This window comes from Pedobacter suwonensis (assembly GCF_900111825.1).
In the GTDB taxonomy this organism is placed as follows: domain Bacteria; phylum Bacteroidota; class Bacteroidia; order Sphingobacteriales; family Sphingobacteriaceae; genus Pedobacter; species Pedobacter suwonensis.
Genome location: NZ_FOJM01000014.1, coordinates 91,086 through 111,929 on the forward strand (window position 1 = coordinate 91,086; position 20,844 = coordinate 111,929).

Genomic DNA, 20,844 nt, shown 5'->3' on the forward strand with positions numbered 1-20,844 from the left:
ATACTTCACCAAACTACGGTCAAAAATCATCAGCACGGGATTCTAATTATGATTGGCAAAAACCCTAAAAAGACACTCATCTTTCTTATCAACTTCAAATCTATGTATCAACTTTCTTCTCTCCAGCACTCTGAAAAGCCAATCATGATATGGCGTGCGTTGAAATTTTGGCTTGTGCCTTTTGTGAAATAATTCGGGGTAATCGCCTTTGAGTTCTGTTATCAGTGCAACTACCTGATCGTTAGAAAGTGTATCTGATCTTTCGTTGAGAAGCTTGATGCGGTTCTCTGCTGAAGATGAAGACTTAAACATACTTTCCATCACAGCAAAAGTTACTGGTACATTTCCCATATCACAAATTAAATTGCAGGAAAGATTAGAAATCTCTCTGTTCGACACAATGGTATCCTCATCCAATAAATTATAGAGCACAAGTTTGTTTTCTACTGTAAAGGTGGTTGATTTTAAAAGCTTAACGATATCCTGTTCGTCCACATCATAAGAGGTACCAAATGTTTTATAAGAAACCTGTCTAACTTCTAAAAGAGTAATGTGCAGGTCCGGAAAATCCTTCTTTAATCTATCGTAGTTTATTTGGGTCATTAATACTGCGCCACTCTTTACCAACCACTCGATCTTATCTCTGGTCATCCCTGTAGTTACCAGTTTAGTGATAGCTAGCCTCTGTGCTTTAAACAATGCCTTGTAAGCCTCAATATCAAGCTCATTGATAGCAAGTAGCGTTTCTATGAAGGTTTTAACAAACTCCTGTGATCGGGAAGGTGCATCTAACATTTTTGTTTTCGACAATTCTTGATAATTCTCTTCTGCATCCAAAAACATCAGAAGCGTTTCATCTAATTCTTTCATTTGACCCTCCTCGGCATCCGGGAGCTGATCATAGTAGGTAAATACATTTTCCCAAGAAGGGAAAACCTCACTATAGTCCATAACTTCCTTCCTGATCTCGAGTTCATCAATAGCCGCCAAATCACTAATCTCAACAAATCCTCTTTGTATGACCTCTGATTTTAAGTCGAAAATTAGGTTTTCATCATTCAAAAGTGCAACCATTTGTTCTTCTTCCTCTTTATTTTGAGAAAGTTTAAGCAATACGTTCTGCACATATTCATTTACATTTGCAGTAATATAATCGTGAAGATTTTCTGCCATAGAAACCATTATTGAAGTGTAATTAGCATTTGATTCCAATCCTATTTCTGAATGTCCCTTTTCTTTAAGCATTTGAACGATATTGACCTCATTTAATTCATAAAGATCATGCTCGTAAACAAAATCAAACAATGTCTGACTATTTTGGTTAGGAGGATCAATGGCTATAAATTTTACATTAAGTTTTTCAAGCAAACCCTTTGCTGGATTTACCTCAGCATCCCCAATAAAAAGTGAGAGAAAATTTGATCTTTTTGCAATATATTTTGCCATATCTCCCTTTAGTGCTGCAACAATATCCAACCCTGCATCAATGGTTAAAAATTTCAAATATTTATCCATTTTGCCAGCAGGATAATTACTCTTGGTTTCTAAAAAAATCCAAAAACCCAGCCAGGCTTTGGCTAGTTGCTTGATAAATAAACCCGCATGCTCAGGTCGCTTTTGCACAAATTCATCAATAAAAGAATTGGTTTGGGTTCGCCCCTCACTTAGGAGTTGGAGAATAGCCTGACATTTTGCTAAAACCTGGTCTCCTGCATTTAGCAGGTAGACAACCAAATCAAGATTGAGAATCACTTCTCTTTTAAAATATTTAACATCAAGTTTTTTAACTACATAATCAGCATGTGTAAGCTGATGTTCAACCGGTAGCGCTGAACCACTTTTGATTTTTCGCTCAAAAACTGAATCCTCCGCAGTCATATTTACTTCATGAAAAAGCGAAATGTAATCATCATAATGTTCGTCGATATAGCCGTTGATCAACAAATTTCTAATTAACTGATTTTCGCCAAATGGTTTCAGGTATGGGTCAATTTCTATACGCTCAAATATTTCACTGATACTCCAGTTTGCAATTGTATTTTTTTCGCTCCTTAATTCATCAATCTCCTTTTTGAGCTGTTCGATGGCACCACCATTTTTTTGGTCTATTAACTGCTTTCGCTGTTTAAAGCTTTTATTCTTGTCAACTAAACGTTCTAATTCGGCAAATGAAAATCTTTCGTCTTTAGTGTGTTCATGATATGTACTGCCGGAATAGTGGTTGAAATAATAATAAGTAAATGAGTTAAGCTTGGATAGTTCTTCAAATGCGGCTGGAGCTACGAGTTGGGCAAATGTTTTTTTACCTCCAGCTTTAACACTTGCAGCATCTGGAAATTTGACTTGTAAGGCATTTACGTACACTCCGATTAGCTCATTTAAGTCCTTAAACTTTAACTCTTCAAGTACTTTTACCTCTCCTACCTTAGCCACAATCTGTTCATCGAGATTTTTTATGAGTTCTTCGATATATCCCGCTTTATTTGCGATGAATTTGTACAATTTACCTTTTCTGCTATGTAGTTTTCCAAAATCCTCTGGGCAAATATTTTTGTAAGCGATCATAGCGAAAAGTTTATCCTGTAAAAGAACCTGCGAAAGGCTTGTCCGATAAAGCTGGTATTCATGAAAAATATTAATCAAAAGCCGCATATCTATATCATCGATGAAGGTTACTACATCTTCGGTAAACTCTTTTGATAGCACATTTTCAAGACCGGCACCTGAAATCAATTTCGCCAGTTGTTCGCCTGCATTTGAAGGGTTAATGAAAGGAATTACTGGAATGATATACTCAAAGAACTTAACTCTTTCATTCTTATCCTCAAATATTTCATCCCTTATCGCATATAGAAACACAATTTCCTTATGATTTTTGCGGGACTTGATGGAAAGCGAATTGTTTAAAAGCGTATTTAGCTCACGAAGTTTGGAAAAGATATCTGTACTTTCAAATCGGTCAAGATCTTCAATAATGACCAGGTTAAAAGGTGTCCTCTCAAAAAAATATAGGATTTCTTCCAGGTGCTCATTAAAAACAGATTTGTCCAGCTTGTCGCCAAGTTCTAGTTCACCTTTAATGGTAACCTTATTAATTTTTGAATTACCAAGCAACCTGATAATACTTTTTGCTGTGAGGCCAATTCCAACAAAAAACACCATGAATATCGGAAATGCCGAATAATCCAACGGGAGTTTCCAATGCCAGCTTGCGGGATTAATCCGATTAATATAATCAAATTTAAAAAGTAGCAGTGCGCTGGTGATCCATAAAATTAATGCACCAGCAATTGAATAAATATGTCGATCAGTAATATTGGTGATTCTTTTAAAACGAGAATCGGGAATGTCAGATGGCTTGACATGATAGAAAATCTGTTGCAGGATACTGATCTCAAGCAAACGCTCAAGTTCTTCTTTTTTGTCTTTAATGTGTCCTTTGTTCAAAGATTTCTTTTTCGTCCTTTGCTTTTTTCCTTTCACAGGGCTGAGGACTGAACCATTTGCTGTTGGGATTTCTACAATTTCTTCATCAAGTGTTTCTTCTAAATCTGCAACTTCCTTAGCAACATCGCCAAATGAGGCAAGGGAAATCCGAAGGTATTCATATTCCTTATGCTGGGATTCAAAGGTATTGATAATCGTACTTTTCCCTGAACCGTAGCTTCCTGTCAGCGCAATATTGGTAATCTTTGGTTCATCAATTGTGAGTTTTAATAAATCAAGGTAGGGCTTAACCCGTTCTAAATCTTTAGGATCAGTTAAAACTTTTGGAGCTAGCGAAATTACATTTTGCGGAGTTTCAGTGTTACTACTTGGTTGCACCTGCGTTGAACTGTGTGAAGTGGTTTGTTGAGCGTTATCCATTTCTGACTTTGCATAATCCCTTATGATCATGCTCCAACGTCTAAAATACAAAATAAATTATAGCTACTCTTATGACTGCGTATTTTCATATATTTCAATAAAAATTTAGCGAAATCGCCACTTAAACTACTCTTTCAAATGCATTGAAAAATTATTATATGCGTATAATTTTAGAACCATTAAAATACTAAAATAAATAGCAAATATTGTTACCTTTGTAATCCTTTTCAAATTGCGTTACAAAACATTATCTCTAATAAATATGTTAGTAACTTATTTGAGATATTTACATATCAGGTTTTAAAGAACTTATCTTTAAATAATAAACTCGGCCATCATGAATAAAATTCCAGCGTTTGATTATGTAGTACACCAACTGCAAAATTGGTATCTTGAAAATGGTGGAAACATGGAAAATAATGATTTATCTAAGTTAAAGATAACGAAATTGCTTTTTTTTACATGTGCCGCATCAGCTTCTTCAGATCAAGCTGGGTTACTTTCTCATTTCGACAATTTCTATGCACTACCTTATGGGCATGTTGAAAGTGACATTCAGGACAAAATGGATATGTCAGTATTTTTCAACATTTCAAAAACTCAACTGACATATAAGACAGCAGGAAGGATGTACGAGGCCGAAAATCTAAGCTTAGAGATAAAAGAAATAATTGACCATGCAATCGAAAAGTTGAAAAATATAAATTACAATTTAATTAAGCTGACAGCTTTTGAATTGGTCGACCTAAGCCACATGTGGCAGTCATGGAAGAGTGTATTCTCGCTTGCTCAACAAAACGGAAGGTATTCCATGAAAATTCCAGTAGAAATGATAATGGCCGAGCCGAAAATTTTTAAGTTATAGTTTAAATGCATCATCTAAATAATGCCCTCTCAAAACTAAATTCTGTCTTTCATTCGACTTGGACAACCGCATTATCATCAGTTTTAAGCTCGGATAACATTAATGACGTTAACAACAAACTTGCTGCACAGGTTGCAATTCTTGGCATTATAAACAGAATTTCGAATGAATTTTATAAGGAGTTAAATCTTTCTATAGTATCTGGTGAATACGTTAATGATTTAACAATTTCAGATACCAAAATATCTGAAATTGAAAGTTTTATTTCTCTACAGGCAGTTTTTGACGTTCCTCGATTTCCAAATATGCTCCAATATTATCAAGATATATTTGCAGAGGGGTTTTTACAACCTATTAGGTTAAATTTATTACAATATAGAGCTTTACTAAAGGTTGTAGGAAGACATATAGCACATCAACCAGGTTCAAGCATGCTATTTCATGAAATAGCTGACCCACCACCAACAAGTAGAAGATTTACAACTACAGCAACTAAACTGTCTGAATTGTTCAATTTCAATGTTAAAGTAGCTGAAATTGACCACACACTAAGTTTTGAAAAAAATACTTTTAAACAACTTTTACTCCTCCAACACAAGTTAAAGAATTTTGCTATTGCTAGTGACGAACTTGAATTGATTTCGGACAAATGTGATTTTTTATTATATAAGTTATCCTTTAGACTAGAGCAATCAAATAAGAAATTTCACTACGTAATAGATTTCAACTACTCTACCTTAACTTTAAAAGAAGTTAATCGTTTTTCTAAATATACAGACATCATAAAAGGCCACTATGGAAAAAATGCAACTGTTATAGCATTTAATCAGCGATCGGCAAATGCTCAAGGTAAGTTAGATACAACTCCAACAACGCTTAACCTAGATGAATATCACTCTTTGATAAAAAAAATCAAGGATGTAGATAAGAATGTAGAATCATTAAATAAATTAAACACAAATTATAGTCTAGCCTACAACCAGCGCATTCTTGGAGCATTGAGCGATTTTGATCGTCGTGCATATGACATTGACATGTGCTATATTGAAAATAATCTATTCTCATTAGAACTAGAAAGAAAGCTGATAACTTTAGATAATTGGGAATCAAAGCTTCAAACGTACACAACGAGGGCTGAATCTTTAAATAACAGCAACTTCTTCCCTTTTTACAAAATTATTGCTGAATTTTTAGTTCCTGAAATTGAAAAACAATTTAAGATCAATAATGAGGAAAGCCTTAAAGTAATTAATAAATTGCTTGATAAGTATGATAAATACTTAACTTCTTTGATTATTAATGCAACAATTTGTGAAGAAACAGATTACATAGCATTCCAAACAGATTATGCAACATCCTTAACTCCAATTAGGCTTAGTAGTGGTTTTACTTACAATTGTTTTGTCTCCTCATCATTTGTTCTCCCAATAGAATACACAAAATTTAAGGATGAAATTGACATATATAAAACTAAATTAACAAAATTTAGAGCTATGTATGATATACAGGATCTGTTACAAACGGATCACAAAACGATTCAGGAAGTCAAGGAGGAAATTGAAAAGACAGATAAGCGACATATAGAGATATTATCTATCTTTTCGGCATTAGTATTGTTTGTATCTAATGAAGTTCAAATTTTCAGCAAGTTAACAAAATTAAGTGACGCAATAATTTACTCACTTTCCTTCGCTTATGGGCTTGGCTTATTTGTTTTGTTAATTTGGTTTATTACTCGATCAGAGGGCGTTAGAAAAACTCGAATTACTAATACTCACAAACTAATTTTTGGCGTTTTCGCGTTAGGTTTTATACTTCAGGTAACATTTTTAAGATATCCCCATTTATTCAAATCAGAAAGAGATAATAAAATTGATAACTTAAGCTTTAAAATTGATTCAGCAAAAAAGGAACTATCTCTCGACACAGCAATTCAAAAATTAGTTAAAAAGGATACTTTACGAACCAAAGTTGCTCAGAAAAAATAGTGATTGTTTAACGATCCATATTCCTTTTTTGGTGATCAAACATTCCATTGCAACCATAATTGACTGTCATTATCTTCAATACAAAAAAATAATATTTCTGCTGGAGATGTCGGAAAAAGTGTTTTTTATCCTTAGTAATTTCGGGAATATTGACGACAAGGGGATTTCAGCAAAAATGGCTACCCGTTCCGCTTTTAAGCTATCACCTCATTTCGCTTTAAAGTGACAACTTTATTTCAGGGCAAACTGGGCGTTCTAATCTTTCGATCAGCTTTTTTCGTGACTGGCTTTCGGGAACATTCTTATAATTTCTGCATTAATATATACTCCTAGGAGCATATCTTCGATTCGGGATGGACTAATATGGGCCTTTCGCTATTTTGGAGGATTATGGCGTTTTTTCTGCATTCTGGCACCTATGAATGGATCTTGATTTTTAGAACCGTCTGAATTTAGTATTTCCGGTGGTAGGATGGATTAAACAAAAAAGTCCTGAGGAAAACGGTTTGGATTAGAATTGTATATTTGTCCAGAGGGAATGGAACTTAGATGTACATCATCCGGTAATCAAATTGGCAGTCAGTTTAAAGCGAACCAGAAGCGTCACTACAGGTTCTTCCCCAGTCATATCAAAATTCCTAAAAAATAACGCTCATGAAATACGATATTCACTCAATAATGTCCTACGAGATTTTTCTGCTTGGACAATACCAAATTGTTACCAAAGGCCTTTTTTACGTGAATGGTAGTTATTTCATTTACTGCCCTGATATTACGGAGACCACCCTAGCCATTGATGGCTCCAAAATCCATGAATGGTTTAGGTTACACAAAATCATGGGCACTTTAATCTTTTTAGTCAGCGAAATACCTGAATCTTCCGTGCAAATCGATGATCAAATCAAACAACTTACATCTCCAGGAACGGGATATCTCCTTACAAGGGCAGATGTTGGGTATGAGCTCAAATTGCTAATACCAAAAATTTATCCGGACTATGAAATCTTGGACAGCATGCCAATCACAGTTTCTTTCCTTGAAGAAGTTTCGGAAGATGGATTTAGCAATCTTCGAAAAATCTTTCAAGCGGCAAAATTCCAAGTTGAAATAAACTTTGTTAATAGCAAAATGCCCCATGTGAGCAAGCCTGAAAAAGAATCGATCTTCAGAAACATCCAAACATATAGAGATTTAAAAAACAAACTTTCACCAGTTTTAAATAAAGCATGGGAGGAAGAAGAGGATACATGGTTAGATAAAAGGCAAAAAATAATTAATGCTAGTCCAAAAGAGTTCGGTCCGTATCGTCCTGTCTCACTTCAAAAGAGATTATTCAGGTGTTTGATCGACTGCAGTTCAGGTTTTTCCGAAAATATTAGAAATTACTTGACAATGTATGACCAGATTTGTCTTGTTGCACCACATTCAGAATACATGAATCAGACATTGGTTGCATTGGGTCTTTCAAAAAAGGAATTGCTCGAGTTGCATAAATTGGGAAAGTTACAGCTCCTTTTTCCAAAATCTATAGATTATTATGACCAAAATTTTGTCCTAGAGTTATTAGAAACCAAAAAGGAAAATGTTCATCTTTCCAGAACGGTAACAACAATGACAATAATGGAAATGAAAAAACGAAATCCATTATTATTCCCCCCCTTGTCTATACAAGAAAAGCAGGTGTTGCTTGGAGCAATCGATAAATCAGTTCCGGTCTTGACAAAGAACAAACGTTTTGCAGATGCCATCCGAAAAACAATATCGGAAACAGGAAACATGTGGATACGCCTTCCTAATGCGATGAACCAGCAGGATTCCATTGTATTAAGTAGTTATGGGACCATCAATCTTATGGGACCCATATTTGAGTTAAACGAAAATCGGGATTTGAAATTGGAATTCATGACGGCTATACCTGCCGTAGAAATGGCTGCAAGTACTGGATCAGTTCTAGTGCCGACGACAGTCCATGGATATGATACGACAAATGTAAGTTCTCTGATTGCAGACCTCTATTCTGGGACACCAAGGGCAGATTGGGTCTTGCATAATAAGAATTTCACAAATTTCACGGCAGAAAATATTTTGGCTGTCAGCGCCAATCTTCCAGTAATTGAACTTGCTACGACTTTCGATTCCGTAGAAATACAAAGATTCAGAGATCTGGTTTTAAATATATCTAAACACCAAAAAACCCATGAAGATGTTTCAGAAACAGTAGAAGCTTATAACCATTTCGTTAGACAGTATGAAAAGAATAAAAATAATCTTTCCGCATGGAACATTAAAGGTTTTGTCATTGGCCTGATAGGAAAGGCCATGCCGGGTGTCCCGATGGCATCGTGGTTAATCAATCACGCCCTCAAACATATTATCAAAATTAGCGGTAACGCCCCAGAGCTAATCAAAATTGTAGAAACGATAGAAGCAGAACTGCAAGGGGGAATACCAGATGCAGTATTACTAAGCAAGATGAGGGATAAAGTCAAAAAAAAGATGTAATCCACATATATGAAAGTTTCTTTTCACTTTGACTATTTAATCGAAACTAACTAAATTTATAAAACAATATAGTTCTTATGAAACTTTGGTTCTTTCTCAGGCTTTGCATTAATATTGCCAAAGCATTTAGCACGATATCACCATAAATAACGAAATAGAGAGACTAAATACCATGTATTATTAATAACATCTTCACCACTTTTTCAAAATTTCCTACCGCTTCACAGTGCTCAAATAAGGTCGAGCTTCCGCAGATTGACTCTACCCAATAAGCATAAACCGGAAAATCCTTTAATAATAGAAATGAGAATTAATCAAAGGTGAGTTTTTGGCATCAAAGCAGAATTAACAAAACTCAAAAAACTAATTCACAACTAATTACACCACTAGGTTCAACACTCTTTCGCCTCAATCCAACACATCATTTAAAATTCCTCCTTTGCAACAGGGATAGTAGCGGATACCTGCCCAGCGCCTAAAGCCCGAAGGCGTATGAGCGGATAGCCCGGCTGTTGCCCAAACAACAAAGCACGCCGAACCCTATAGACGTAAAAAGCCACTTATTCATACCAGTGGCCTTATTTCCCAAAACAGTCTCTTGTTTATTTATCGTTATTTTTTTTCTCTGTAACTTCAGCCCTTATCTCTTGAGCCAAAACCTTAAGGTCCTGCATTGCCTTACGTACTCGCGTACCAGCCGCTGCATTTCCACCATCATAAAATTTCGTTACATCGGCTTCTACTGAAGCAATAACTTCCTGCACCTGTTTGAATTTGTCCATAACTGTTTTTTTTAAAGGGCCCGATGACCACGGTATTGTTTTTTATCTAGGAAACCGTATTCCAGCCCTAAAACTAAACATTTCAACCAAAATTCGAAAAGAACTTTAAAAATTCCGAATCCCGGCACCATTGCCTGCCCTTTTTACATCTGCTTACAAAGGATAAACCGTGGCATCCGCCAACAAAATACCCTATCCGGTGAAGTTCCTGATTTGAAAGCAATAGATGATTTACTGTTTCGGTTTATAATATCGCATTCCGTGCTTTTGTTAAAAAAGTAGTTCATTTTGGGAGCCGTGCATTATAATTCCGACACCGTTAAAATCAATCTAAAAATAAATTTAGATAAATCTAAATTTATTTTTAGTCTTTTCTATTTTTAATATTAGATTTACAAAAAATCAGATAACATGCAGAAAAGATTACCCATTGTCCTGCTTTCACTTATGAGCCTAGTTGCTATAATGGTGTCCTGTGAGAAGATAATCCCTTCTTCTCCAAAAGAGGATGAAATTCTTGATGGCCCGGTGGAAGGACTCAGCTATGACCAGCTCAGACGTTTCGCTTTGGGAGATGCGGCCTTTAACAATGAGATATTTACTCCTGCGAATGGCCTTGGTCCTGGCTTTGTTGCAACCAGCTGCGGAAGCTGCCATGCTGGAGACGGCAAAGGCCATCCCTTTACTACGCTGGTCCGTTTCGGGCAGACCGATGAGACAGGCAATAAATTTTTGGACCAGGGAGGCCCACAACTGCAGAACAGGGCTATTCCCGGGTACAAACCTGAGCAAATCCCAGCAGGCGCCAGCTTTTCAAAATTTACACCGCCTGCCAATACCGGCCTTGGCTTTCTCGAACTGGTAGCTGATGCAGATATACTAGCTATGGCTGACCCCCAGGATCTGGATAATGACGGCATTTCTGGTGTCCCAAATTACGCAGTGCTTCCGTCATATGTTCAGGCCTTTAACAACGCTATTGCACTGAAGGGAAAATATATCCATCGTTTTGGAAAAAAGGCGGCAGCATATAACCTGCTCCACCAGACTGTTAATGCCTACAACCAGGATATCGGGATAACTTCAAGCTTTGATCCTGTGGATGCCTATACGCGGATGGTGATTGATCCTGAAATTTCCACACTTACAGTGAATAACGTGGTGTTTTATCTACAGACGCTAAAAGCGCCCATACAGCGCGATGCCGGAAATGCCGAAGTTGAAACCGGCAGGAAACTGTTCGAAAAGATCAACTGTTCAGGCTGTCACAAGCCTACCCTAAAAACAGTTTTTTCCCCAGTGGTTGCTCTATCCAACAAAGAATTCCATCCCTATACCGACCTGCTGCTTCACGATATGGGACCTGGGCTGGACGATGGTTATACGGAAGGATCGGCTAAGACCTTCGAATGGAGGACCCCGCCCCTATGGGGACTGGGACTTTCGATGAATTCACAGGGTGGATCTTATCATCTGCTGCATGACGGAAGGGCAAAAAGCATCGAAGAGGCGGTAACCCTTCATGGAGGAGAGGCATCTGCAAGCCGCAACAGGTTCAACCAGCTGTCTGGGGCAGAAAGAAATGCCATGCTGAGATTTTTAGAATCACTATAGAAATGAAAAGAAAAGATTTTATAAAAGGCTGTGGAATGGCCTGCCTTGGAGGCCTTGGGATCACCACGTTGATCAGTGGATGCAGCAGCCTGGTGCCGGCGACGGGCGAGATTGCAGGGGATAACCTGGTCGTAGAAATGAAGGACTTTGAACTCAGACAGGGAAAAAATGTCCAGTTCAAAAGATACATTGTAGTCAGCAATGACCTGCTCCGATATCCCATCTGTATCTACCGGCATGATGAACTGAATTATTCTGCACTATGGATGCAGTGCACCCACCAGGGAACCGAGCTCCAGGCTTTCGGAGACAGGCTTCAATGTCCGGCCCATGGAAGTGAATTTGACAATAAGGGCAGAATGACAAATGGTCCGGCAGAAGCAAACTTAAGAACTTTCCCCATTACCATAGAAAAAACCAGGATCAAAATTTCACTGAAGGCAGTATGAAAAAACTCTTTACGCTTATCATATCTATTGGTATCGGTCAGATGGCTTTTGCCCAGATCGACCCGAAACTTTTAAGGGCCAAACCCAGTGATACAGCAAAAAACTCACTCAACATGGATGCAGTTTATGAACGGCCTTTTATTGCCGTGGGAAAACTTCCGGTATCAGTGGGCGGGTATATGGAAGCCAACTGGCAGTATCAGGGTACAGACGGGATCTCTGAAGGACAGCAGTTCCAGTTCAGAAGGATGACGCTATTTGTAGCCTCAACCATTTCCAAGCGCATCAAGTTCCTTTCCGAGATCGAATTTGAACCTGCTGAAAAAGAAATAGCGGTTGAATTTGCTGCGCTGGATCTGGAACTGCACCCCTTGCTTAATTTAAGGGGTGGAATGATATTAAATCCCATTGGTGCATTCAACCAGAACCATGACGGTCCTAAATGGGAATTCACCGACCGTCCGATCGCCATGACACAGATGCTGCCTACAACCTGGAGCAGTGCAGGATTCGGGATTTATGGCAAAAACTATAGCGGTGACTGGATGCTGGGCTACGAGTTATATGCCACAAGCAGCTTTGACGATTCCATTATTGCAAACCATGAAAACAGAACCTCTCTGGCTGCTTCAAAAAGGAATCCGGAAAGGTTTGAAGAAATTGCAAGCGGGCAGCCACTGCTAACGGGAAAGGTAGCAGTGCGTAGGAACAATATAGGCGAACTCGGCCTATCCTATATGGGAGGGGTTTACAATAAATGGCAGTCGGACGGGATTGTTATCGATGACAAACGCAGGCTAAATGTTTTCGCCATAGACTTTAACACTACACTTCCCAAACTTAAGACCTTCATCACCGCTGAGTGGGCATGGATCAAGGTCGATGTTCCCGACACCTATTCCCAGCAGTTCGGGAGCCGTCAGATGGGCGGACATATAGATATTGTCCAACCTGTGATCAAAAGAACGATTCTGGGCTGGCAGCATTCTGTTGTAAGTTTAGCCTGCAGGGTAGAGTATGTGGACTGGAATGTGGGAAAGTTCAGGGAGACCGGCGGGAATATTGGTGATGAGCTTTTCAGTGTAATGCCCGGCATCAGTTTCAGGCCAAGGCAACAAACCGTGCTGAGGTTTTCCTACCGAAAACAGTGGCAGAAGGATATCCTTGGAAACCCGCCTGCCAGAACCGGAGCGGTGCAGTTCGGGGTGTCAACCTATTTTTAATGATACCTGCCAGGATAAACGCGATAAGAAGCCTAAGAGTATATCCCATTCATTGTCCAAATCCATTTATTGTGTTTAGTCTGATTTATTTTTTATGCGTTCCCGTACCAAATGGATATTATTTTGCTTTCCCTGCGAGAGCATAGACTTGCAATAAGGCGTAAAAAAACGGTGAGCCGATAGAAATGCAAGTGTTTTTTTATCCCAATGGCTTAGGTGGAAATCTGCCCTTTTCTGCATTTCGCGCGCAACCTTTGCATCGGTGATGAGAAATTCCTCATTGCCCAGGTTATAGGTATCAGCATCACAGATAATTTCTTCAAGGACATTGCTAGGGCTATGTGGAATTGAGGTGGAGAGTATGCAGCGGCCAATGGTGGAGATGATATCCGGAGCAATCCCTTTATCTGAAAGAAACTCTTCCATCAGCCGCACGCTTCGATGCTCATGGCCGGCAGGAGGCCCAGTTAGCTGCCCGGTGTCATGAAACCATGCGGCAGAGAAAAGTATGAATTCCTGAAGGTCATCCAGGCGAAAATTGGAAGCGATTTCCTGGGTCCTTTTGACCACAAGTCTGGTATGATCCAGATCGTGGTATGCCAGGTCAGTCTGCCAGTGCTCCTCAAAAAGATAGCTTACATAAGCTTGAACATCTCCAATAAGCATGCTGAAGATGTTTCTGCGCCTGCGCTTAAAAAAGTATTTACCTGTTAGCAGGATCACAGACCCCGCTAGCACACAGATCAATAATAACTGATAATAATTCATAATATTCTTATTCTTTTAATCCGCCTGTCCTAAAGAGATAATAGGCACTCTGATAATAAGATATGGCTTCCCTTCCAAGTGTTTCAGAAGATTTCGCTGAGGTCTGTGTATTGGTTTTAAAATCATAAAGATAACTCTGTGGGGCTTTCCTTGGACTGAGTACCACAAGGGTGTCGCTACGGAGATAACCGAGCTTTTGATAGGTTCCTAGCAAGATCCTTGGGCGGTACCCGGGTGATCGAACGTCCATACCGAAGTTATTGCTCTCAAAGTCCCATTTCAACAGACCGAACAAGGTTGGATAGAGATCTATCTGTGAGCAAAGGCTGGGAATTATCGAAGGGGGCAGTCCATTGAGGTTGTATATCATCGCCGGGATATGGTAACGGGAGATATCAATCTCGTTCTTTCCCGCGCTTTCCGCGCAGTGATCGGCAACGAATATAAACACGGTATTGCTGAACCATGGCTTTTTCCGGACCTGTCTTAAAAATTCCCCAATGGCATAATCGGTATATTTTACTGCGCCCTCTCTTCCCGTACCCGGTGGGATATCTATCTTTCCTTTGGGATAGGTAAAGGGCCGATGGTTGGAAGTGGTCATGACAAAATCGTAGAAAGGCGTCTTTAACGAGTGCCTTTTATCCGCATCACGGATTACCGCAGCGAAAAGATCCCCGTCCGATACGCCCCATGCATTTTCAAAGCTCACTTCGCTATCGGTCAGGATGGTCCGCTTTACCAGATAGGCATCGCCCATTGTAAGCTTCCTTCCCCTATCTGTTATGTCATAGCCATTGCTTCAGAAGAACTGGTTCATATTGTCAAAGTAACCGTCCCCGCCATAAAAAAAGCCTGTGGAATACCCACGTTTGGAAAAAATACTGCCTATTGTGCTCAGGTTTGCATTATTGCTCCTCCTTACAATACTGTTCCCCGGTGTTGGCGGAACGGCGAGGGAAAGCGCCTCCATCCCTCGCACGGTACGGGTGCCTGTTGCATACATGCGCTCGAACAGGATGCTCTCTTTGGCCAGCGAATCCAGAACAGGTGTCAGTTTTTGTGTATTGCCAAAAGTGCCCATATAATCAGCGCTAAAACTCTCCATGACCACCGTGATGACATTGGGTTCCGTCTGTCCATTACCGGCCAGAACCGATCTACGTACCGAAGGCCCTTTGAAAATAAACCTGCTAGAGGGAGAGGAGAGTTCTTTTCTTACCAAATTGAAGGCAAGCTGATTTGCGAGCATGGGATAAAACTGATCGTAGCTAAGCTCATTCGCCTTGAAGGCCGCTACGAAAGAATATATCCCTGCTTTGGAAATTTCTGCTGCATAACGGTTACCGCTTTTATCCCCCCAGGAGTTATCTATCTCTATCGTATAGAATATTGTTGTCAGAATGATCAGGGCCGTATTTACCGATCGACGGGCAAAAAGTGTAGCAGACTCGAAGCTCTTCCTGAACGCCCCTTTCATAAGATAGTTCCATAAAAGGGAGATGATGACAACAGCTGAAATCAAAAGCGGCAGCGGATAGGACTCGTTGATGTTGTGCACAACCTCATAAGTATAGACCAGATAATCTACTGCTATAAAGTTAAAACGGCTCTCAAATTCCCGCCAAAAAGTAAATTCAGCGAAAAAAGAAAATATCGAAATCAAGACCATCAGAAAAAGAAGGATATGGGTAAACACCTTGTTAAATCCAGTCCTGTTCCATTTTTGGGGAAGGATGAGCAGATAAAAGGCATAAAATACACTGAAATATGTGGCCACCCCAAGATCGAAGACGAATCCTTTAGCAAAGGCGGTGAGGATTTCTCCAAATCCCAGCCCCGCCTTTCCGAGCGAAACCGCAGTAAAACTGATCCTCAGCATGGTCGAGACACAGATGAAGAAAAAGATAAAGGAATATAGTACACTATATCGGCTTTTCATAAAAATCTGCTTCATGGTTTATTTTTTAGATCCGGGGGTGTTGATAACAGAATCGTTGTTTTTTCGTTGGTATCCTTGTTCCAATGTGAATTATAGAAATGTTTGGCTTTAAAATAAATGGCGAGTGCCAGCAGCAGCGCCAGTATCCAATAAAATACCATCAGGAAAACCGATTTCTTTGGCCCCTTGGCCTTTTTCTTTTTTGGAGCTGTTCCCCCACCCCTGGCAGCACCAGGCCTGGGCCTGTTGTTTCTTTTGGTCTGCATTTTATTCAATGTTTTAAGATCGGTCAGGAGCCTTGTGGATACCTTTCCGCGGTTTGGATTATATTTTGTGTGATCAGGGGATAATCTTTGCACTGCCGTTATCCCTCCAGGCTGATAAACCATTGCTGGGCCCTGTTGATGGCAACCTCAACAATATTGAGCTCGCTTACCTCTTTGGTAATTCTAAGTTCGTTTGCGATCTCGATCGCTTTTTCCCTTACCCTTGGGTCAAGGTCCTTCATCTCAAGTGGAAAATTTTCTGGTGTCCAGTCCATAGGTCTTTAGTTTTATATTAAATTATTTTTGGATCATGCCCGAGAGCACATTGATTGTCAGGGCAACTATTACTGTATTAAAGGCAAATGAAAGCACACCGTGCATCCAGGCAAGCCTTCGGATCCGTTTGGAGGAGATTTCTACGTCAGATACCTGAAAAGTCATTCCAACCACGAAAGCGAAATAGACAAAATCCATATAATCGGGATCTTCTTCTCCCGGAAAGATCAGTCCTCCGGGCTTTTCTATTTTTCCTTTCTTCTCATGCTCGATGTCACAGTAATAGAAATGTGCATATCGCATGGTAAAGACCGTATGAACCAGCCACCATGAGCTAACCACGCAGAGCAACGGAATAACGATAGTCATAAAAAGGCCCTGATCGGTCTTTTCCGAATTCTCACGCAAAAGGATAATAATGGAAAAAAGACTGGCAAATGCAGCGGCTATGGCAAAAAGAAAAATGAGCGTCCTGCTGGAATCCTGAGCATGGGCATCGTGTTTTATCTGACTGGGATGCGAGGAGCTAATGGTTGTCCATGCAAGCGCTATGCTGGTTGTTGCATAGCTTAGCCATGCAACCATCCACCTGACAGAGGCTTCCAGTTCCATAGCATAGCAAATACCAAGGACGGCAAGAGCAACACCCAGGGAGAGGTAAAGTTTATGGTGCGCATCGAGCTGACTGATTTTAGTGATAATATTCATCGGTTTAGATTAAATAATGAGCCCTAGAACCATAAACAGAAGAAATCCTAAGAAAAAAGCCGCGGTAAAAAATGGAGAATCCTTTTCTTCATGGGCTTCGACAAGAAGTTCCTCGGTAACTAAAAACAGTAAGGCTGCGCTACCAAATGAGAGCACAAGTTCCAGTACTTTTTCTCCTGTAAAATGCAGCATAAAAAAACCTCCCCCTGTTCCCAATAGAAAAACCAGGCCAAATAGCGAGAGCACCCTGATCAGCCTCCTTTTGGAACTTCCAAGCTTGGTCAGCCTGGTACCTACTGCGAGCCCCAGCGAAAGGCATTCCATCGCAAGTGCCAGTGCAAGCAGGGTTCCTTCTTTTGATCCCGCTGCAAATCCTATCCCTAAAAGAAGACCGTCCAAGAGCAGGTCAATGCCGACCGCGATAAGCATTCCCCAAGGCAACAGCTTGCTGTCGTTTGTTCCGCCCATTTTGAGCTCAAGCCTGGCGGTATACCATTTGATCAGAAGCATGGCCGAAATACCCAAGGTAAAACCTATAATTATCGCGGTTGTATCATGGATCCTGATCATATCTGGCAAAAGCTCGACTGCCACGACTGAAAAAACTACACCTGCAGCAAAGTGGAGGATCGTACTCTGCACAGCAGCCGTGGGCTTTTTCCAGGTTACGATCATGCCACCGACTATAAGTAAGACGACCGGAAACGCTGCAAACAGCAGTATGTTTAATGAAATAAGTTGTTTAGCCTGCATAATTCTTTCTTAAATAAAATCTATAGGCACGAAAAGAAAGGTACCCCAAATTGAGGTCGAGGCATGTGCCGATAAGAATCTCCATGGGGGTCAGGAACAGATATTTCTGCACTGAGCCAAGTGTCGAGTAAGGCAGATAGATGATGAAGAATAGAGGTACTCCGGTAAAGAGCACACTAAAAACAATTGCATGAACGGCAGGAAATATGAGATGCTCCACAGCGTTCATATCAGTGATATAGGCACCAATGTTCAGGACGATTGCCGGCACGCTGAATATGATCAACAGGTACAATACCCATTTTGGATAGTGTTTCCTAAGCGTTGTGGTCAGCCTGATACGGTCGCAATCCTGGACTGCAGCCATCAGGGGGATCGTGATGATCACTGTCCAGAGTGCTGCCAGACCATATTTTGCACCGCCCTGTGAATAGGTGGAAATACCTGATGGGTCATCGTCACTCGCACCGGTAACGATGCCCGGCCCCAGGGCCTTCAGGAATTTTTTAACCTTTTTGAACATGCCTTATTTTTTCCTCTTTTTTGGTGCTTTTTTATTATGTCCGTTGTCGTAAGCAAGTAAGCGCAGCGCATTGAACACTACGACCAGCGTCGATCCCTCGTGGGCGATTACTGCCGGTCCGATCGAAGCGACACCCAGTATGGTCAGTGGAATAAGTGCGGCGACAACGCCAAGGGAAATCCAGAGGTTCTGTTTAATGATACCCCTGGCTTTACGGCTAAGCCCGATGGCAAAAGGAAGGCTTTCCAGCTTATCGCCCATCAGGGCAATATCTGCTGTTTCCAAAGCAACATCAGATCCCGCAGCGCCCATAGCGATACCTACGGTACTTTTGGCCATGGCCGGGGCATCATTCACGCCGTCTCCCACCATCGCAACCATTTTTTCTGATTTGGCGAGTTTCTGTACTGCCTTGACTTTGTCTTCCGGCATAAGGTTGCCCCATGCCTCGGTTACACCAATCTGTTTGGCTACCGCTTCTGCAACCTGTTGGTTGTCCCCGGTGAGCATAATCATTTTTTTGATCCCCAGCTCTTCTAGTTCTTTAAGCACATGTTTTGCCTCTTCACGGGGAACATCCATAAGGGAAAGAATGCCGATGAAAGCTTTATCGACCCTGACAAGCATTGAAGTATGTCCGCCCTTTTCCAGCTCTTCAACCTGTTTGAGAATATCTTCGGGTATTCCATCCTTTTCAAAAAGGGCCTTGTTTCCAATGAATACTTTTTTACCGTTGACCTCAGCCTGAACACCTCTTCCGGTAATGCCCTTGACGTTATGTGCCTCAGGAACGGATTTTTTCTTCATCTTTTCGAGTGCGCCTTTTACAATTGCTTCGGCCAGCGGGTGGTCGCTGAGTTTTTCAACTGCAACAGCAATACCCATTAGTTCCTCTTCAGATATGTCGTTCAGTGGAATCACGTTTGTGAGCTGGGGCTTGCCTTCGGTAAGTGTTCCGGTCTTGTCGAACGCGATGGCGTTGAGTTCGCCCAGATCTTCCAGTGGCCGCCCTCCCTTTATAAGGACTCCGCCACGTGCAGCCCTTGCAATACCGCTAAGTACTGCGCTTGGGGTAGAAATCGCCAAAGCGCAAGGGCTGGCAGCAACCAGTACGGACATCGCGCGGTAAAAACTTTTGCTAAAAGGCTCATCAATAACCAGGAATGCAAAACATAGTGCGGTCACCAGAACCAATACTACCGGAACGAAATACTTTTCGAACCTGTCGGTAAATAGCTGCGTTGGGGATTTTTGTTTTTCCGCCTCATTTACCATTTTGATCAGGCGTGAGATGGTCGAATCCTTGGCTTCCCGGATTACCTTAACCTCCAGAACCGAGGCTCCGTTGATTGTTCCGGCAAATACACGAAACTCGGGCTTTATGGTTTTTTCGGCAGAATAGTCCTTTGATGCGTCCGGTATGGGTGATTTGTCCACTGGCACACTCTCACCCGTAATAGGGGCCTGGTTGACACTGCCCTCACCCTTTACAACCACTCCGTCTGCCGGAATTTTGCTGTTGGGCTTGATGATAATGACATCTCCAAGCTGAAGATCTTCGATGCGCACCTCAGATTCCTTGCCATCCCGGACAACCAGGGCTGTCGGGGGAGCCAGACTGGTAAGGGCAGCTATAGATTTTCTTGCCTTGCCCATCGCATAGTGTTCCATCGCATGTCCCAGACTGAACAGGAAGAGCAATAATGCGCCTTCGGCCCAGGACCCCAGGATCGCTGCGCCGATTGCGGCGACCAGCATCAGAAAGTCGATCTCAAAGCCACCTTTCAGTATAGTTTCAACTGCTTCCTTGGCCGTAAAGAAACCGCCAAAGAAATAGGCTGTTATGTAGAGTGCAAGGCTTGCCCATTCGGGAACACCGTCTATGAAAGAAATTCCAAATCCTATCCCCAGCGCCGCGCCACAGATAAAGGCGAAGATCATTTCCGTGTTCTTCCCGAAAATCCCGCCATGTTCATGATCATGACCTTCCTCTTCAGCATGGTCAAGATGTGCCTCTTTCTCCTTTTCAGCTTCTTTTCCCTTCCTGGATGGTTTTTCAGAAATAGGCTGTGAAGAAGTTTTGGTTTCTTCCTTTTCCGGATTCGCTTTTGTTTCTTTGGAATCTGAGCCTTCCTTCCGGACTACGGGCTTTTTGTCAGATGATTTGCTTTCGGATTTTTTCTTCTTGTTTTCCATATCGGGGTAAATTGATTTTTGTTGAATATTCAGGGCAACCGCTTTATCTGTATTCTCTGCCCGTGTGGGTCCACTTTTTTTAAAAAGATGCCTCCCTAACGAGGCACCTTTTATTCAATGTG

15 protein-coding genes and 1 pseudogene are annotated in these 20,844 nt (G+C 41.0%); 6 read left to right on the forward strand and 10 right to left on the reverse strand.

The genetic code is table 11. The annotated features are described in order from the left end of the window. Positions 1-42 precede the first annotated feature (42 nt). Positions 43-3,897: a YobI family P-loop NTPase gene (locus BM107_RS17820; protein ID WP_090985857.1), complete on the reverse strand. Its 3,855-nt coding sequence runs from the start codon at positions 3,895-3,897 to the stop codon at positions 43-45. 307 nt (positions 3,898-4,204) lie between these two features. Here BM107_RS17820 and BM107_RS17825 point away from each other — a divergent pair, with 307 nt between their 5' ends. The 3 genes from BM107_RS17825 (at position 4,205) to BM107_RS17840 (ending at position 9,222) form a co-directional block, all read left to right on the forward strand. After that, a complete protein-coding gene (locus tag BM107_RS17825) occupies positions 4,205-4,732 on the forward strand; it encodes a Panacea domain-containing protein (protein WP_090985859.1) in 528 nt (175 codons plus the stop codon). 5 nt (positions 4,733-4,737) lie between these two features. Then, positions 4,738-6,720 carry a hypothetical protein gene (locus BM107_RS17830; RefSeq protein WP_090985861.1) on the forward strand — a complete coding sequence of 661 codons (1,983 nt, stop codon included), beginning with the start codon at positions 4,738-4,740 and terminating at the stop codon, positions 6,718-6,720. Between the two features lie 654 nt (positions 6,721-7,374). Beyond that, positions 7,375-9,222 carry a hypothetical protein gene (locus tag BM107_RS17840; protein WP_090985865.1) on the forward strand — a complete coding sequence of 616 codons (1,848 nt, stop codon included), beginning with the start codon at positions 7,375-7,377 and terminating at the stop codon, positions 9,220-9,222. Between the two features lie 602 nt (positions 9,223-9,824). On the opposite strand, the gene BM107_RS17845 is transcribed toward BM107_RS17840, so the two are convergent. Beyond that, complete coding sequence (locus BM107_RS17845) at positions 9,825-10,004, reverse strand: histone H1 (RefSeq protein WP_090985867.1); 180 nt, start codon at positions 10,002-10,004, stop codon at positions 9,825-9,827. 447 nt (positions 10,005-10,451) lie between these two features. Between BM107_RS17845 and BM107_RS17850 the strand changes: the two genes are divergently transcribed. The 3 genes from BM107_RS17850 to BM107_RS17860 are packed head-to-tail and all read left to right on the forward strand — an operon-like array spanning position 10,452 to position 13,290. Beyond that, positions 10,452-11,618, forward strand: a complete 1,167-nt coding sequence (locus BM107_RS17850; protein ID WP_208864411.1) for a di-heme oxidoredictase family protein — start codon at positions 10,452-10,454, stop codon at positions 11,616-11,618. A 2-nt stretch (positions 11,619-11,620) separates the two neighbouring features. Beyond that, entirely contained in the window at positions 11,621-12,067 is a 447-nt protein-coding gene (locus BM107_RS17855) for a QcrA and Rieske domain-containing protein (protein ID WP_090985871.1), read from the forward strand. Continuing rightward, positions 12,064-13,290: a hypothetical protein gene (locus BM107_RS17860; RefSeq protein WP_090985873.1), complete on the forward strand. Its 1,227-nt coding sequence runs from the start codon at positions 12,064-12,066 to the stop codon at positions 13,288-13,290. Before BM107_RS17855 ends, BM107_RS17860 begins: the two co-directional genes overlap by 4 nt. 75 nt (positions 13,291-13,365) lie before the next feature. On the opposite strand, the gene BM107_RS17865 is transcribed toward BM107_RS17860, so the two are convergent. The 8 genes and pseudogenes from BM107_RS17865 to BM107_RS17895 form a co-directional block, all read right to left on the reverse strand. Next, on the reverse strand, positions 13,366-14,058 hold the full coding sequence (locus tag BM107_RS17865) for an HD domain-containing protein (protein WP_090985875.1): 693 nt from the start codon (positions 14,056-14,058) through the stop codon (positions 13,366-13,368). Positions 14,059-14,065: 7 nt separating this feature from the next. Next, positions 14,066-16,015, reverse strand: a pseudogene (locus BM107_RS25295) (LTA synthase family protein). After that, positions 16,012-16,266: a hypothetical protein gene (locus BM107_RS17875; RefSeq protein ID WP_139222305.1), complete on the reverse strand. Its 255-nt coding sequence runs from the start codon at positions 16,264-16,266 to the stop codon at positions 16,012-16,014. The pseudogene BM107_RS25295 and the gene BM107_RS17875 overlap by 4 nt, the downstream one beginning before the upstream one ends. A 98-nt stretch (positions 16,267-16,364) precedes the next feature. Further along, positions 16,365-16,541, reverse strand: coding sequence for a DUF2188 domain-containing protein (locus tag BM107_RS24880; protein WP_167398035.1), 177 nt, complete (start codon positions 16,539-16,541; stop codon positions 16,365-16,367). Positions 16,542-16,563: 22 nt separating this feature from the next. Next, the gene (locus BM107_RS17880; RefSeq protein WP_244278850.1) at positions 16,564-17,250 is read right to left on the reverse strand and encodes a DUF1345 domain-containing protein; all 687 of its coding nucleotides are present in this window, start codon (positions 17,248-17,250) and stop codon (positions 16,564-16,566) included. 9 nt (positions 17,251-17,259) lie between these two features. After that, positions 17,260-18,003, reverse strand: a complete 744-nt coding sequence (locus tag BM107_RS17885; RefSeq protein WP_056095217.1) for a ZIP family metal transporter — start codon at positions 18,001-18,003, stop codon at positions 17,260-17,262. After that, on the reverse strand, positions 17,993-18,526 hold the full coding sequence (locus BM107_RS17890; protein ID WP_139222306.1) for a divalent metal cation transporter: 534 nt from the start codon (positions 18,524-18,526) through the stop codon (positions 17,993-17,995). Before BM107_RS17890 ends, BM107_RS17885 begins: the two co-directional genes overlap by 11 nt. Before the next feature lie 3 nt (positions 18,527-18,529). Further along, on the reverse strand, positions 18,530-20,722 hold the full coding sequence (locus BM107_RS17895; protein WP_167543444.1) for a heavy metal translocating P-type ATPase: 2,193 nt from the start codon (positions 20,720-20,722) through the stop codon (positions 18,530-18,532). Between the last annotated feature and the right edge of the window lie 122 nt (positions 20,723-20,844).

Coding starts and splice junctions, on each gene's coding strand:
- BM107_RS17820 (WP_090985857.1), bottom strand. CDS start 3,897: ATGATCATAAGGGATTATGCAAAGTCAGAAATGGATAACGCTCAACAA.
- BM107_RS17825 (WP_090985859.1), top strand. CDS start 4,205: ATGAATAAAATTCCAGCGTTTGATTATGTAGTACACCAACTGCAAAAT.
- BM107_RS17830 (WP_090985861.1), top strand. CDS start 4,738: ATGCATCATCTAAATAATGCCCTCTCAAAACTAAATTCTGTCTTTCAT.
- BM107_RS17840 (WP_090985865.1), top strand. CDS start 7,375: ATGAAATACGATATTCACTCAATAATGTCCTACGAGATTTTTCTGCTT.
- BM107_RS17845 (WP_090985867.1), bottom strand. CDS start 10,004: ATGGACAAATTCAAACAGGTGCAGGAAGTTATTGCTTCAGTAGAAGCC.
- BM107_RS17850 (WP_208864411.1), top strand. CDS start 10,452: ATGAGCCTAGTTGCTATAATGGTGTCCTGTGAGAAGATAATCCCTTCT.
- BM107_RS17855 (WP_090985871.1), top strand. CDS start 11,621: ATGAAAAGAAAAGATTTTATAAAAGGCTGTGGAATGGCCTGCCTTGGA.
- BM107_RS17860 (WP_090985873.1), top strand. CDS start 12,064: ATGAAAAAACTCTTTACGCTTATCATATCTATTGGTATCGGTCAGATG.
- BM107_RS17865 (WP_090985875.1), bottom strand. CDS start 14,058: ATGAATTATTATCAGTTATTATTGATCTGTGTGCTAGCGGGGTCTGTG.
- BM107_RS17875 (WP_139222305.1), bottom strand. CDS start 16,266: ATGCAGACCAAAAGAAACAACAGGCCCAGGCCTGGTGCTGCCAGGGGT.
- BM107_RS24880 (WP_167398035.1), bottom strand. CDS start 16,541: ATGGACTGGACACCAGAAAATTTTCCACTTGAGATGAAGGACCTTGAC.
- BM107_RS17880 (WP_244278850.1), bottom strand. CDS start 17,250: ATGAATATTATCACTAAAATCAGTCAGCTCGATGCGCACCATAAACTT.
- BM107_RS17885 (WP_056095217.1), bottom strand. CDS start 18,003: ATGCAGGCTAAACAACTTATTTCATTAAACATACTGCTGTTTGCAGCG.
- BM107_RS17890 (WP_139222306.1), bottom strand. CDS start 18,526: ATGTTCAAAAAGGTTAAAAAATTCCTGAAGGCCCTGGGGCCGGGCATC.
- BM107_RS17895 (WP_167543444.1), bottom strand. CDS start 20,722: ATGGAAAACAAGAAGAAAAAATCCGAAAGCAAATCATCTGACAAAAAG.